We start from the raw sequence: 15,413 nt of genomic DNA on the forward strand, positions 1-15,413 counted from the left end.
CGTCCTGTCCTGCGGCAGGACGGCCGGTACCGCTACGCCTCCGCGTTGACGGCGGGCACGGCGCCGTCGGCCGCACCGTCGGAGGCCTCCGCGTCCCCGCCGGACCCCGTGGGCGGCAGCTTGATGACCACCGCCACCAGCACGGCGGAGGCGAGCGCCACGAACGCGCCGATGCCGCCGATGACGTTCATGCCGTTCGTGAACGCCTCCCGGGCGGATTCGAGCAGGGCCGCCGCCACCTCCGACGACATGCCCTGCGCCGCCTCGGCCGCGCCCGCGAGCGTCTCACCGGCGCCCTCCGGGGCCCCTGCGGGGACCTCCACGCCGCTGCGGTACACGGCCGCACCGAGGCTGCCGAGCACGGCCACGCCCAGCGCCATGCCCAGCTCGGTGCTGGTCTCCGAGATGGCCGCGGCGGAACCGGCCTGCTCGGGCTGGGCCGATCCGACGACGATGTCCGTCCCCAGAGCGATGAGCGGACCGCCGCCGGCGTAGACGAACGCGAAGCCCGTCACCACCTGCGCGATGCCCGAGGAACTGTCGGCCAGGCTCAGCATCACGTGGCCGACGCCCGACACCGCCAGTCCCGCGGCGACGACGTACGCCGGACGGATCTTGGCGGCGGCCATCGGGGACACGACCGCCGTCACGATCAGCGCGAACGCCGCCGGCAGCAGGTACAGACCGGCCTTCATGGGCGACAGGCCGCCCACGAGCTGGAGGAACTGGGTGACCGTCAGGTACGTGCCACCGGCCACCAGCATGCTGAGCAGCAGCGTCAGCAGCGCGGCGCGGAACGTGGGACTGGCGAAGAGACCGAGGTCCAGCAGCGGGCTCTGCAGCGTGCGCTGACGGCGGACGAACAGCACACCGACGGCCAGGCCCACCACGAGCGACAGGAGCGGGACCGTGCCGAAGCCGTCGTTCGCGATCTCCTTCAGGCCGTAGATCACCGGCAGGATCGCGGCGAGCGACAGCACCGCACTGGCCAGGTCGAGCCGGCCGGCCTCCTCGTCACGGTACTCGGGCAGCAGGATCGGACCGGCCACCAGCAGCACGCCCATGATGGGCACACCGAGCAGGAAGACCGAACCCCACCAGAAGTACTCCAGCATGGCGCCGCCGACCACCGGGCCGAGCGCGATGCCGACCGAGAACATGGTGACCCAGACGGCGATCGCCACACCGCGCTGCCGCGCGTCGCGGAACATGTTGATGATCAGGGCGAGGGTCGAGGGCATCAGCGTGGCTCCGGCGATGCCCATGGCCGCCCGCGCCGCGATGAGCATGGCCGGACTGTCGGCGTACACGGCGGCCAGCGAGGCGACACCGAACGCGGCGGCGCCGATCAGCAGCAGCTTCCGGCGCCCGATGCGGTCGCCCAGGGTGCCCATGGCCACCAGGAAGCCCGCGATCAGGAAGCCGTAGATGTCGATGATCCACAGCATCTGGGCCGCGGAGGGGTCCAGGCCCTCGCTGATGTGCGGAACGGCCAGGTGCAGCACGCTCACGTCGATGGACAACAGCAGTGTGGGCAGGGCCAGTACGGCAAGGCCCAACCACTCACGGGGTCCGGCCTGCGGCGAGGTCTCGGCAGTGGTACTCACGGTGGTTCCTTTCGGGGGGTGGTGCTCGTCGGCGCCCGACACGGTCATCGGGCTGGGGGGGACAGGAGCGGTGCGGCCGGCCGGGGGATGTCGAGGCCGGGCACCAGGCGGGCGGCGACCGCCGCGGCGTTGGCAGGTGTGTAGAGGTAGAAGTGGCCGCCGGTGAACGCCTGCCGGCTGAAGCCGCCGGAGGTCTCCAGCGACCACAGGTGCATCCGGTCGTCGATGACGACCGGATCGTCCACCGCGCCGAGCGCGAGGATGGGGACACCGGTGCCGGACGGCGGCCGCCGGTAGTTCTCCATCGCCTCCAGGTCGGCCCGGATCGCGCGGAGCGACGGCTGGACCAGGTCGGCCCGGTCCATCAGCCCGGGAGACATGCCGCCGATGTCCGTCAGGTGCTCCAGCAGCTCCGCGTCACTCCGGAGGTGGGCGAACGGCGGCTCGCTGGGGAAGCACGGTGGCTGGCGCGCCGACACGGCCAGCAGGGTGGGAGGCAGCCCCTGCCGCTCCATCGCGCGGGTGAGTTCGTATCCGAGCACACTGCCGAAGCTGTGCCCGATCACCGCGTACGGGAGCGGCTCCAGCTCCGCCAGGCCCCGGCTCAGGGCGTCGACCAGCGGCTCGACGCGGGTCACCAGCGGCTCGTTGATGCGCACCCCGCGCCCGGGCAGCTGGGCGACGACACACTCGACGTCCTCGGGCAGCACCTGCCACCAGGAGCGGAACGCGGAAGGCCACCCGCCGGCGTGCGGGAGCGCCACGATCCGGAACCGGGGGCGGGTGGCGGCCCCGCGGCCCGCGCCGGCCCGCCTGCGCGCACCGGCCCCCACCGCCATCCACCAGCCGCTCATCGCGGCCCTCCGTCCTCGGGTGCGGGCGCCGGGCCGGCGAGCAGCGGGTGGTGCGCCCGCAGGTGCTTGACGACCCGCTCCTGGTGGGGCTGGAGGCGCTGGCCCGGAAGGTGGTCGAGCGCGTGCAGGAACGGGTCCTGGGGGGCGGGCAGGCCGGCGATCGCACTCGCGGTGCCCAGCACCAGTGTCGGCTGGTACCACGCCGAGTAGCCCCCCTCGTGGGCGAACACGATCCTGCCGCCGGTCAGTTCGTCCGCGAGCCCGCACAGCGCCGACGTCATGGCGTGGAACGTACGGCTGGTGCAGAGCATCCGGCCCATCGGATCGTGGCCGCTCGCGTCGACGCCCGCCGCCACCAGGATCAGATCGGGGCGGAAGGCACGGGCCGCCGGGGCCACGATCCGTTCCGTCACCGCGAGATAGGCGCCGTGGCCCGAACCGGCGGGCAGCGGCACGTTGAGCGTGCTGCCCGCGCCCGCCCCCGCACCGGTTTCCAGCACCAGACCGGACGCCGCCGGAAACAACCCGTCCTGGTGCACCGAGACGTACAGCACGTCAGGGTCCTCGTAGAAGGTCTTCTGGATGCCGTTGCCGTGGTGCACGTCCCAGTCCAGGATCAGCACCCGGCGCGCGCCGTGGCGCTGCGCCGCCCGGGCGGCCACGGCCAGGTTGTTGTACAGGCACAGCGCCATCGCCCGGTCCGGCTCCGCATGGTGGCCGGGCGGCCGCACCAGGCAGTACGCCCGGTCGAAGCGGCCGTCCAGGACAGCCGTCGCGGCCTGCGCGCAGGCCCCGGCGGCGAGCCTCGCGGCCCGCGCACTGTGGTAGTTGACGTGCGCGTACACCCCGGCGTCGCCCGCGCCGGCCGCCGACGTCGCCTCGACCCGCTCGATGTGCTCGGGCGTGTGCACGAGGAGAAGGTCGTCGTCGGAGGCCGGTGCCGGGGTGACGCCGGTGAACCGGTCCATCACACCGGACGCCTTGACCAGACCTTCGGCGCGCCGGAGGTCCGGGTCGACCGCGAACTGGCGCAGCGGCTCGACGCCCGGCCCGACGGGAACGTACCCCGACCCGGCGCCGGGGTCGTGCCAGAAGCAGAGCTCGTGGCTGTACCACGCGAGACGGGAGGTGCTCACCAGCCGGACACACTCAGCGAGGCCCGGCTGATGCCGGCGACCTTCTCGATGTACTGGAGGTAGTACTCGCGCTCCTCGTCCGGCGTGCGCTTGGTGCGCAGCGTCGTCTCCAGCAGACCGAGCACCTCCTCGGCCTCGGAGGAGGTCAGCGGGCGGTCGCCGACCTCCTTCTCCGACTCCCGGATCCGCCGCACCGGCGCCACCACACCGGAGTCGTACTCGCTCCGGTCGGTGCTGTGGTTGCGGGTGGAGGCGATGGTCTTCAGGACCGCTCCGAAGAACGCCGCGGTGTCGATACCGGTCATGTTCGGTTCCCCCTCGATTGACGTGTGCGGACGGCGTGCGGTGGTGTGGTCAGGTCGAGCGCGCCGTCCGACGGTTCTCAGCGAACGAGGCCGCAGGCGCGGCCGGCCTTCTCCAGCGTCACGACCGCGGCGTCCAGGTCCGCGTCGGAGTGGCTGAGATTGACGATGGTCCGCAGCCGGGGCAGCGTCCGCGGCACCGCCGGGTAGACGATCGGCTGGACGAAGAGTCCGTCGAGCTGACACAACCGGGCCATGGCGCCCGCCTGTTCGGCGCTGGTGCAGATGATCGGCACCACCGGTGTCTCACTGGCCAGCGTGTCGAAGCCCAGGGCGCGCAGCTGCTCCCGGTACCGGGCCGTCTTGACCCGGAGCTCGCGGGTGAGGGACGGGGCGGCCGCCATCACCTCGATCGCGGCCTTGGCCGCCGCCACCTGCGCGGGTGTCGCGGCCGCCGAGAACATCCAGCCCCGCGCGTTGTTCTTGAGCGCGAAGATCAGGTCGCTGGACCCGGCGACGTAACCGCCCGCGCTCGGGACGGTCTTCGAGAGCGTGCCCATCTTGACGTCGACTTGCGCCGGATCGATGCCGAAGTGCTCGGTGATGCCGCGGCCGGTGTCGCCGAGCACGCCGAGGCTGTGCGCCTCGTCGACCATCAGCGGGGCGTCGTACCGCCGGCACAGGTCCACGATGCCGGGCAGATCGGCCACATCGCCGTCCATGCTGAACACGGCGTCCGTCACCACCAGGCGTCCCGCGTCGCCCACCTTGCGCAGGGCGCGTTCCAGGTCGGCCAGGTCGTTGTGGGCGTAGGTGATGACGGTGGCCCCCGACAGCCGGTAACCGTCCAGGATGCTCGCGTGGTTGTAGACGTCGCCGATGACGAAGTCACCGGGCCCGACGAGGGCGCCGACCGTCGCCACGTTCGCCATGTAACCGCTGGAGAAGACGATGGCGTCCTGCGTTCCCAGGAAGCGGGCCAGCGCCAGTTCCAGCTCCCGGTGCAGGTGCAGGGTGCCCGCCAGCAGCCGTACGCCGTGCGCGCCGGTCCCGTGCCGCTCCACCGCGCGCAGGACCTGGTCGTCGATGTATCCGTGCCCGATCAGTCCGAGGTAGCTGTACGAAGCGAAGTTGAGGAACCAGCGGCCGTCGAACTTGATGCGGGAGCCCGTGGCCTCCTCGATGACGGGCTCGTAGAAGTACTCGTCCTTGGCGACGATCAGGCGGTCGTCCGTGGACAGGGCGTCGATGCGCCGGTCGAGGAACGTGCCGTGCGGGGCGTCGGCCAGCCGGCCCGGCAGCGTGCGCCGGGGTATCCGGCCGCTGGACGGGGCGGAGGGCCCGGACGGGTGCGCGGCGGACACCGGGGCCGCCGGCGCGGGCGCGGGGGAGGGGGCCGGCGGCGGTGACACGACGGCGGGGGCCGCCGGGGGCTCCTGGACGGGGGTCACGTCGCGGAAGCGGTCCCAGTCGGGGACGAAGGACCCGGCCGTCGCCGGAGCCGTGGCCGCCGCGGGCCGGGCCGCGACGGCGGCCGGCCGCTGCTGCGGTGCGGGGGCCGGCGCCGTGCTCGCCGGACGCGCCGCGGGCTCCGCACGGACCGGCGCCGGGGCGGGCGCGGGCTCCGGAGCGCTGCGCGGCAGGGTTTCGAGTTGGGCGAGGAGCGCCCCGACGTTGCTGTGTTCGAAGAACACCATCGGGTCCACGTCGAGCCCGTCGGTGGACAGCGAGGCGGCCAGCTCGACCGCCATCATCGAGTCCAGCCCCAGCTCCAGCAGATCGTCCTCGGCGGACACGTCGTCGACGAGCAGGACCTTCTTGAGCGAGTGGGTGAGCGACAGCCACAGCCCGGTTTCCTGCGTGACAGCAGTCATAGGTGCTTCCTTCGCTTTAGCGGCGGCGGACAGAACGTAGTGCGCGGGGGGACGGCCCAGAACGGTGCGGAGCAGGCCGATGCCGTCCCTGGCGGTGAGCGCGTGGATGCCGTGCGCGGCGGCCTTCGGGGCGATGGACTCGCCCATGCCGACCGTCCACAGGCCCCAGCCGAGGCTGTACCAAGGGCGGCCCTCGGCACGTTGACGGGCGGCGAAACCGTCCAGGTAGGCGTTGGCCGCCGCGTAGGCGCTCTGGCCGAGGTTCGCCCGTACGGCCGCGACCGAGGAGAACAGGGCCACGAAGCCGGGCGGCTCATGGCCGGCCACCAGGTCGGCCAGCGCGTGCGCACCACCGATCTTGGGCCCCAGCACGGCGTCCACCTGCTCCGGCGTCAGGCTGCGCGCCAGCCCGTCGCGCAGCACCCCGGCGGCGTGGAACACCCCGTCGTAGCGTGCCGCGCCGGCCAGTTCTTCGCGCAGCGAGCGGACGTCCGCAGCGACGGTCGCGAGGTCGCAGCGCGCGCCGATGCGGTCGAGGCGGGCCCGCGCTTCCCCCCGGTCCGGCACGGACCGGCCGACGAGGGTCAGATGGGCGCAGCCGGCGTCCGCGAGGAACTCCGCGACCTGGAGGCCGATGCCGCCCATGCCGCCGGTGATCAGGAACCGGCCGCCGCTGTACCGCATCCGGTCGGAGGGGGGCACGGGCAGTGGCTCGACCGAAGGCTCGTACCAGGCCCCGTCGCGCCCGGCCAGTTCCGGGCGGTCCCGGCTCAGCGCCTCCCGCAGGGCGGCGGCGTCGCCGCTGCCGGGGCGGGCCGGATCCTCGGCGCCGAGGTCGACCAGGCGGACCCTGGTACGGGGATGTTCGACGCGCAGCGTGCGCCCGAGGCCCCACAGGGCGGACATGAACGGGTCGACGGTGTCCGCCGCGACCACCTGGTGCGCGGCGGTCGTGACGATCAGCAGGTCGGGCATCGGCGGGCGGGCCGCGATCCTGCGCACCAGCCGGAACACGTCCTGCAGAGCCCGCGTCACCTGCGTTTCGCCGGTCGTTCCGCGCGGCGCCACGTACACCACTTCCCGGAAACGGGTGTCGGCCCACCGTGTGTCGAGGCTCCCGTCGGAGAGTTGCGCCGGCGTCAGGTGCACGTCGTGCGGTCCTGCCGGGGGACGGATCTCGTGCTCGGAGACGACCAGCACGGGCCCCTCGGCCACGGCCGGGTGTACGCCCGTCGGTTCCGCCTCCCGCCAGGTGACGGTCTCGATCAACGGGACCGCCGGCGGCAGCGGACCGGGACCGTTCCGCCCGGCGGGTTCGGCGGTTCCGGCGGCTTCGGCGGCGGCAGTCGTGGTGGTCGGCGCGGCAGGCGCCGTGGCGACAGGTGTGACGGTCGGTTCGGCGGGCGCCGCGGCCGGTGCGGCCGTCGACGCGGTGGGCGCCGCCGGGCCGGTGTACGCCACCGGCCCGGCGGCCTTGAGGGTGATGCGGTCCAGTTCCAGCAGCACCTCGCCCTGCTGACTGCAGACCGTGGCCCGTCCCCGTACGGCGCCGTTCCGGCCCCCGGCGTCGGCCGGTTCGTCCCGTTCGACCAGGGCCATCACCGTGCCCGAGATCCTGCGGCGGGCCACCACCCGTCCGACGTACCAGGGCAGACACGCCCCGGCCGCACCGCCGTCCAGCATGCCGAGCGCCTGGAAGACGCTGTCGAGGAGTCCCGGCGGCACGAACGGAGGAACCGACGCCGGGTTCGCGTCGTCCGCGGCCCGGAGCATCAGCAGCATCCGGCCGGGGCCCCGGTGCGCCGACCGTATCGCCCGGTACGCCGGCCCGTACGCGATGCCGCTTCCCTCGCGCCACGCGGCCACTTCCGACAGGGGAACCTGCTCTGTGCATCCGGCCCGCAGCGCGGCCACATCGACGTAACGGGGCGGCGGCAGCGGGCTGCCGGACACCCGGGCGGTGCTGTGCTCGACGGGTAAGTCGTCCCCGGGCCGCAGGGACCGGACCGCGCACCGGCCGTCCTCCGCCGTAGCGACCTCCAGCTCCGCCTCGGGCCCCTCGACCAGCAGCGGCACACGGAACGCGACCTGCTCCAGCGTCCACCGGCAGTCCGGGCGCCCGCTGTCGCAGGCGGACAGCACGGCGTCGATCTGCGCGGCGGCGGGCACGACCGGGATGCCGCCGATCCGGTGGTCGGAGACCAGCGGATCGGCGGCGCTGAGAAACGACCGGAAATCGCTCATGTGTGGAGGTCGAATCGTGCGGTGGCCTGGACGAGACCGTTCACCTGGATGTCGACGGTGTGCTCGCCCGAGTAGTACTTGCGGGTCTGCACCTCCTTGATCGCGTGCGTCTTCTCCAGGGACCGCCGCTCGCCGGCGCCGAGTTCGAGGGTGGTCAGCTTGAAGACCTTGGGGATGCTGCGCCCGTTCTTGCGTACGTGGTGCACCACGTAGTCGACCGCGAAGCTGTGCGTCCGGGCGTCCGTGTTCTCGATGTCGAAGCTGATGACGAGGGTGTCCCCGACGTTCACCGACTCGGGGGTGATCCGCAGCCGGGGTACCCGCACGTGCTCGCCACCCGTGGCGCCGAGGATGGCCAGCGCCTGCTGATCACCCTGCTTCACGAGGGTGCGCAACCCGTGCTTGACGATCCACTGGGTCTCGGGAGTGGGGCTCTCCTCCATCCACCGCAGCACCGTCGCGAGCGCGACCTCGGGGGAGTCCTTGGCGATGTCGTTGAGGTTGTTCGCCACGGACTTGCGCACGTACTCCGAGGAGTCGCTGCGCAGGGGTTCGAGGATCTCCAGGACCGGCTGGGGGTCCTTGACGAAGACGGTCAGGGTACGGGCCCAGGGCAGGCGGGAGCGGATCCCCTCACTCGCCAGGCGCCGCACGTTGTGGCTGGGGCTGTGGGACCAGCGGGCGACCCGTTCCATCGTCAGCGTGTAGTGCTGTTCGACGTAGGGCCGGATCGCGTACTCACCCGTGTGCCGCTTGGTGATCTCCTCGATGGCGTCCAGTGACAGGTCGGGGTGGTCGAGGCCGTACTCCTCCACGAACCGGGCGACCGGCATGAGGTACCAACTCGTGTTGAACATGCCCTCTCCCTCGGCGAGTTCGTCACCGAGGACGGAGAGGAGGATCGGCACGGCGTCGGCGTAGTCCGCGGGCAGACGGGTGCGCAGCCCCTGGGCCAGGACGAGGACACGGTCCTTCAGCTCCTTGCCGGGGATACGCTCCTCGACCTCTGTCGCGTAGCCCTCCACATCGAAGCCGGGGTGGACGGCGCGGATCTTGTCGCCGATCAGGCGTGCCGCTTCACCGTTGAAGTACCGCTTCAGTCCGTATTCGCTAGCCATGACGCTGGGGCCTTTTCATCTCGTCCGGGTGGTTCATCGTCGTGCCGTGCGGGTCCGCGGAGACCCAGTACCGCTGTCGGTTGAAGGGGTAGGTGGGGATGGTGGTGGTCTGTTGGCCCTTGCCATGGTGCAGGGCGGCCCAGTCGAGGTCGCCCGGGGTGTGGTTGATGTAGGTGGTCAGTGCTGTGTGGACCTCGCTCTGGTCGGTGCGTTCGCGTCGCAGGGTGCTCAGCCACACGGGCTGGGTGCCTGTCCAGGAGGCTCGGGCGAGGGAGGTGAGTTGGGGGTGTGGTCCGATTTCCCACACCGATCCGGCTGCTGCCTCTTCGAGTGTGGTCACGGCTTGGGAGAAGCGCACGGGTTCACGTATGGCCCGTCCCCAGTAGTGGGGGTCGGTCGCTGTTTCGGGTGTGTGCCATGCGCCGGTGACGGAGGAGGCGAACGCTGCCTGGGGTGGTGAGAGCGGGGTGGTGGCCACGGCTTCGGTGAAGGGTGTCACCGCGCCCTGCATGGCGGCGGAGTGGAACGCGTGGCTGACGACCAGGGGTCGGCATCGCAGTCCGGAGTCCCGGCAGAAGTGTTCCACTGCTTGGGTGGGGCCGGTCACGGTCACTACCCGGGGTGCGTTGTAGGCGGCGATCTCCACGCCGGTGAACCGGGTGAGTGTTGAGGAGACGGTTTCGGCGTCCGCGTGGACGACTGCCATCGATCCGCTGCCGGGTTGGGTTTCCATGAGAGCGCCGCGTGTCGCGGTCAGTCGCAGGAGGTCGTGCAGGGTGAGGACTCCTGCGGTCCAGGCTGCTGTGAGTTCGCCGAGACTGTGGCCGGCCACGGCGTCCGGACGTACTCCGACTGTCTCCAGCCAGCGCACGAGGGCCACTTGCACGCTTACGATGGCGACTTGTGCGTACCGTGTGCGGTCCAGCCGACCGGCCACATCACTGAACAACAGCTCGTGCAACGGTACGTCCAAATGCGACACCAGCAGCGCGGCGCACTCGTCCAGTGCGGCCCGGAACGCGGGCTCGGTCGCGTAGAGGCCTTGGCCCATGCCCGTGTATTGGGAGCCCTGGCCGGTGAACATGAATACCACCGGAGCGGTCGTACCAGCCTTGCGTGACACCGGGTGGTCGCCTGCGGCCACCTGCCGCAAGGCGGCGGCTACTTCGCGTCCGTCGGTGCCCTGGACCACCGCACGGAAACGGTGAGCTGCGCGGCCGGCGTTGGCGGTGAACGCCACATCACCCAACTCTATGCCAGGGACTGCGTCGACCCGGTCGGCGTAGGCGGCGGCCAGGGAGCGCAGGGTCGGTTCGTCCGCCGCGCTCACCCGCAGCACGTGCGACTCCTGAGCCGGCACATCCCTGACAGTTGCTGCCGGTGGCTCCTCGACGATTACGTGCGCGTTGACACCGCCCATTCCGAAGGCGCTCACCGCGGCCCGCCTCGGTTCCTCGCCCCGGGGCCACGCCGTCACACGGTCGGCCAGATAGAACGGTGATTCCTCGAACCGGATGTGGTCGTTGGGGCGTACGACGTGCAGGGACGGGGGGACCATGTGGTGTTCCATCGCGAGCAGGACCTTGACGAGCCCGGCGAGTCCGGCTGCTGGTTCGAGGTGGCCCACGTTGCCCTTCAGGGAGCCCAGTGCGCAGAACTGCGACCGGTCGGTCATCGCACGCCAGGCACGGGTCAGCCCTTCGACCTCGATGGGGTCGCCCAGGCTGGTGCCCGTCCCGTGCGCTTCCACCAGACCGATCGACTCGACCGGCACCCCGGCATCGCGCAACGCCGCGGAGATGACATCGCGCTGAGCGCGTGGGCTGGGTGCCGAGTAACGGGTGGTACGGCCACCGTGATTGACGGCCACTCCCTTGATCAGGCCCCGGATCCGGTCACCGTCCCGCTGGGCGTCGTCGTAGCGCCGCAGTACCACGGCGACGGCCCCCTCCCCAGGGACGAAACCGTCAGCGGTGCTGTCGAACGCACGGCTGCGGTGCCGGGGTGACAGCGCCATCAGGTCGCCCATCGAGCGGAAGTACTCAGGGCTGATGCCGGCGTGCACGGCCCCGATCACCGCGGTGTCGATGTCACCGGTGCGCAGGTGCTGGACCGCGGAGTGCAGGGCGACCAGCGACGACGAGCAGAGGGTGTTGACCAGTCCACTCGGGCCGTGCCAGTCCATCAGGTAGGACAGCCGGTTCGCGATCATCGCCTCCAGCCCCAGGCCCCGCCCGTCGGGTATGCCGAGGCGTACGCGCTCCTCGTGGTAGTGGTCGTGGCTGTACGCGATCCACAGACCGGTGCCGCCGCCGTCGGCCCGTGCGCCGATCCGGCCGCCGTCCTCCAGTGCCTCCCAGATCGTCTCGTACACGATCCGTGCCTGCGGATCGATGAGAGGAGCCTCACGGGCGGAGATCCGGAACGGAGTCGGATCGAACTCGTCCACGCGGTCCAGGAAAGAGGCGTGGGGGACCGGTCCGTCAGCTGTGGCCCAGCGACCTTCGGGCAGGGGGCGGACGGTGTCCCGGCCCTCCGCGAGGAGTTCGGCGAACGCGGTCAGACCGCTCGCCGTGGGAAGCCTGATGGCGGCGCCCACAACGGCGATGTCGCGCGAGCGGGGCGCGGAGTCGGCGGCCGCCGCCTGGGCCGGAGGTCCGGCATCGGGCCGGCGCGCGGTGGCGGTGATCCGTGGGCCGGGGGTGGGGGCGTCGGCCGCGGCCGGGGCGGCCTCGGGAGCCTGGTCGTCCCCGGCCTGGTCCTTGCCTGCCTGGTTGTTTTCGGCCCTGTCGTCCCCGGCCCGGTCGTCCTCGGCCGGCTGCTCGGGCTGGGCGGCCAGGGTCTGGACGAGCTCCGGCGCCTCGTCGACGAGGAACTCGGCGAACTGCTGGGGTGTCGGGTACTCGAAGAAGACGGTCGGGTAGAGGGACAGGCCGTGCTCCTGAGAGATGCGCTCGCTCAGCGTCACCAGGCCGACGGAGTCGAATCCGGCGGACAGGAACTCCGTGTCGGCGTGCTCGTCGGCGGTGTCCGTCAGCGCGAGGAACCAGGCGAGCACCCGTGCGGCCTGCGAGCCGGGGGACGTCGCCGCGGCCACTGGGACCGCCGCCGTGGGTGTCTCGTACCTCTCGTGCTCCGGAACCTCGTGCACCGGCTGGCTCTCGGGCGCCGCGGGGCGAGGCGGCGCAGGAACGGGAGCACTCGGCTGCTGCGGCGGCGGCGAGGCTGCCGCGACCGGGGCACGTGTGTCTCCCGTGCTGAACGCCTGTACGGGGACCCGCTTGGACGACATGTCCGCGAAGACGAGCAGCGGCTGGCCCGCCGTGTCGGTCACCGTCTGTGTGACCCGGCAGGCTTCGTCGTTCCAGAAGGTGATCTCCGTTCGCACGTAGGCGGCGTCGTCCAGCTGCCCGAGGACGTCGAGCCGTCCCACGGAGAGGGGGATGAACGCGGACGCGTCCGCCGCACCGAACACCGGGTTGGCCGGGTCGATGGCCGCGACGGTCACGCTGTCCAGGAGCCCGGGGAACAACTGGACGCCGGACGGGTTCATCTCCCGCTGCCGGGTGCCCTCGATGCGGGCGAGCGTGCCTCCGTCCGGCAGGCTCGCCACCCAGGAGATGTTCCGGTAGTACCGGCCGTGGTGGTAGCCGATCCGCCGCAGCCACCGGTAGAGGCTCGACCCGGCGTGCACGGCGGAGCCGGCGCAGTCGCCCAGCAGGGCGGCGAGCGGGACCGGGGCCGGCGGCGCCGTCCGGGGTTCGGCGGTGAGCCGTCCGGTGACGAAGAGCTCCCCGCTCTCGGCGTCCTCCACGGTGAAGCGCCCGTCCGCCTGGACCCGACCGACCACTCGGCGGGCGCCGGACGGGATGAGCGGGCGGTGGAACAGGATGTCCCGCGCCCCGTGGAAGGGTTCACCGCGCAGGGTGGCGCCCTCGCGCAGGAAGTCGAACCAGGCGACGCCGGGCAGCATGAGCGTGCGGTAGACGGCGTGCTGGGCGATGGGTGCCTCGGCCGGTCCGAACACGCGGGAGAACGTGTATCCGTCCGCCCCCTGGTCCGACACCAGCTCCGCGGGCGCCCCGGGTTCTGCCGAGCGCAGGGGCTCGGCCAGGTTGAGCACCCGGCCGCGCGGCTGGGCGGAGGGCAGCAGGCACTTGTTCCACTTGGTGCCCGTGGCCTGCTGGAATGCCGTCCAGTCGATGTCTTGGCCGGCCTCGTAGAGCTCGGCGGCGAGCGCCGCGAGCACCGCGGCCACCTCCCGCTCGTCGCGGGCGCCGGCCAGCCGCGCGCCGACCTCACCAGGGAGGTGACCGTCGGCACTGCCGTGCCCCGGTGCGGGGTGAGGCGGGTCGATGTCACGTCGGAGAACGTCGGCCAGCGCGTGCTCCAGCGAGAGGCGTCCCCACACGAAGTCGCCGACCGCCTCCCAGCCCGTCGGCAGGTTCACCGCGCCCTCGGGCAAACCGACTTCGCGCAACGCCACCGCGAGGGCGACCCCGGAGCAGATCCGCAGCAACTCACCGGAGAACTCGGCCAGTCGGGCGCCGGTCGCCGCTTCGAACAAACCGAAGATCTCCTGGACGGCCGGTGTGGAGCGGCCGAGGGCGGGCAGCCACGTCGGAACCGGGCCGGCACCGGGCCGTACCGGCACACCGGCGGGGCCGCCGTCCGCGCCCCGCGCACCGGCCCGCAGAAGCCACGACCGCAGGGCGGCGACCAGTTGGCCCGCGTCCGCCCCGGCGACTGCCATCCGCTCGGTACGGTGCGGCCGTGCGAGCCGGGCGGTGGCACACGCGTCGTCGAGGGTGACGGGTCCGTCCGCCAGCGTGGGCAGGAACTCGATCCACTGGGCGACCAGTTCCCGCAGGGCGTACGCGCTGTCGGCGGACAGGGTGAGTACGTGGACGTGTCCGGTCCGCTCGTCGGACCCCGCCGGCCCGGCCGGGGTGACCGCGGGAGGGGTGACGGCTTCGGCCACGACATGGGCGTTTGTGCCGCCGAAGCCGAAGCTGCTCACGGCGGCCCGGCGTACCGGCGTTTCTGGCCAGGGAAGGCTGGTGTCCGGCAGGTGGAAGGGGCTGTCGGCGAGGTTCAGGCGCGGGTTGGGCGATTCCACCGCCACCGCCGGGACGGTGCCCTCGCGCAGTGCGACGATGATCTTCGCAAGTCCGGCGAGGCCCGACGCCGAGTGCAGATGACCGATCCGCCGCTTGATCGAGCCGAGCGCGACGGAATTGCGCGGGACGCCACGACGGGCGAACACCTCGGTGAGCGCCCGTACTTCGATCGGGTCGCCGATGGCGGTGCCCGTGCCGTGCGCCTCGACGTACTGGACGGTCGCCGGGTCGACCGTCCTGTACGCCCTGTCCAGCAGGTCGATCTGGGCTTCCAGGTTCGGTGTGGTGACGCCCATGGTGCGGCCGTCGTTGTTGACCGCGACCCCGCTGATGGCTCCGAGGACCAGGTCGCCGTCGGCGATCGCCGCCCGCATGGGCTTCAGCACCAGCGCGGCGGCCCCCTCCCCGGGCACATAGCCGTTGGCCCTGCTGTCGAAGGTGTGGCACAGCCCGTCCGGGGAGAGGGCCCCGGTGCGGGAGAGAAGCACGAACGTCAGCGGGTCGATCAGAAGGTCGACCGCGCCGACCAGGGCGAGTTCGCAGGCCCCGCTCGCCAGACTCTGGCAGGCGAGCCAGACCGCCGACAGCGAGGACGAGCAGGCGGTGTCGGTCACCAGGCTCGGACCCGCCAGATCGAAGCGGTCGGACAGCCAGGCGGCCATGAAGTTCTGCGACCGCCCCCACAGGGCGGCGGGCCCCGGCCCGCCCACCGCGCCGTCCGCACCGGGCACGTTGGCGGCGCCCGGGGGGACGGTGCCGCGGGCCCGGTCGAACCCGTACGCGTTCATGCGCGCGGCCACGAACACGCCGGCGTCGAGCCGGCGACGCGCGCCCAGGTACCCCGAGTCCTCCAGGGCCCGCGCGCCGACTTCCAGCATCACCCGCTGCTGGGGGTCGAGCAGTACGGCGTCCTCGGCGGTCATACCGAACGCCTCGTGGTCGAAGGAGAACGGGTCCACCAGGAACGCGCCGCGGTGATGCGTTCCCCGGTGGGGACCCTCGCCCAGGTAGAGCCCGCGGGCCCACCGGCTCGGCGGGACCTCGCCGACCTCGACCCCGTCGCGGCCCAGCAGGGCCGTCAGGTCGACGACGTCCTCGGCACCCGGGAGCCGTACCGCGAGGCCGATCACGGCGATGCGGGTGTCGTGCTCGCTCACA

General features: G+C 72.2%; 7 protein-coding genes. All 7 read right to left on the bottom strand.

Annotated elements, in window-relative coordinates; translation table 11 throughout:
* Positions 1-32: 32 nt before the first annotated feature.
* On the bottom strand, positions 33-1,655 hold the full coding sequence (locus ACWGH0_RS26275) for an MFS transporter (protein WP_453406707.1): 1,623 nt from the start codon (positions 1,653-1,655) through the stop codon (positions 33-35).
* The gene (locus ACWGH0_RS26280) at positions 1,652-2,461 is read right to left on the bottom strand and encodes a thioesterase II family protein (protein WP_453406708.1); all 810 of its coding nucleotides are present in this window, start codon (positions 2,459-2,461) and stop codon (positions 1,652-1,654) included. The genes ACWGH0_RS26275 and ACWGH0_RS26280 overlap by 4 nt, the downstream gene beginning before the upstream one ends.
* Positions 2,458-3,597: a class II histone deacetylase gene (locus tag ACWGH0_RS26285; protein WP_453406709.1), complete on the bottom strand. Its 1,140-nt coding sequence runs from the start codon at positions 3,595-3,597 to the stop codon at positions 2,458-2,460. Before ACWGH0_RS26285 ends, ACWGH0_RS26280 begins: the two co-directional genes overlap by 4 nt.
* On the bottom strand, positions 3,594-3,902 hold the full coding sequence (locus ACWGH0_RS26290) for a hypothetical protein (protein WP_453406710.1): 309 nt from the start codon (positions 3,900-3,902) through the stop codon (positions 3,594-3,596). Before ACWGH0_RS26290 ends, ACWGH0_RS26285 begins: the two co-directional genes overlap by 4 nt.
* A 77-nt stretch (positions 3,903-3,979) precedes the next feature.
* Positions 3,980-8,017 carry a bifunctional SDR family oxidoreductase/pyridoxal phosphate-dependent aminotransferase family protein gene (locus ACWGH0_RS26295; RefSeq protein ID WP_453406711.1) on the bottom strand — a complete coding sequence of 1,346 codons (4,038 nt, stop codon included), beginning with the start codon at positions 8,015-8,017 and terminating at the stop codon, positions 3,980-3,982.
* Complete coding sequence (locus tag ACWGH0_RS26300) at positions 8,014-9,135, bottom strand: DNA alkylation repair protein (protein WP_453406712.1); 1,122 nt, start codon at positions 9,133-9,135, stop codon at positions 8,014-8,016. Before ACWGH0_RS26300 ends, ACWGH0_RS26295 begins: the two co-directional genes overlap by 4 nt.
* Positions 9,128-15,412, bottom strand: a complete 6,285-nt coding sequence (locus tag ACWGH0_RS26305; RefSeq protein ID WP_453406713.1) for a beta-ketoacyl synthase N-terminal-like domain-containing protein — start codon at positions 15,410-15,412, stop codon at positions 9,128-9,130. The genes ACWGH0_RS26300 and ACWGH0_RS26305 overlap by 8 nt, the downstream gene beginning before the upstream one ends.
* Between the last annotated feature and the right edge of the window lies 1 nt (position 15,413).

This window comes from Streptomyces sp. NPDC054887 (genome assembly GCF_053610585.1).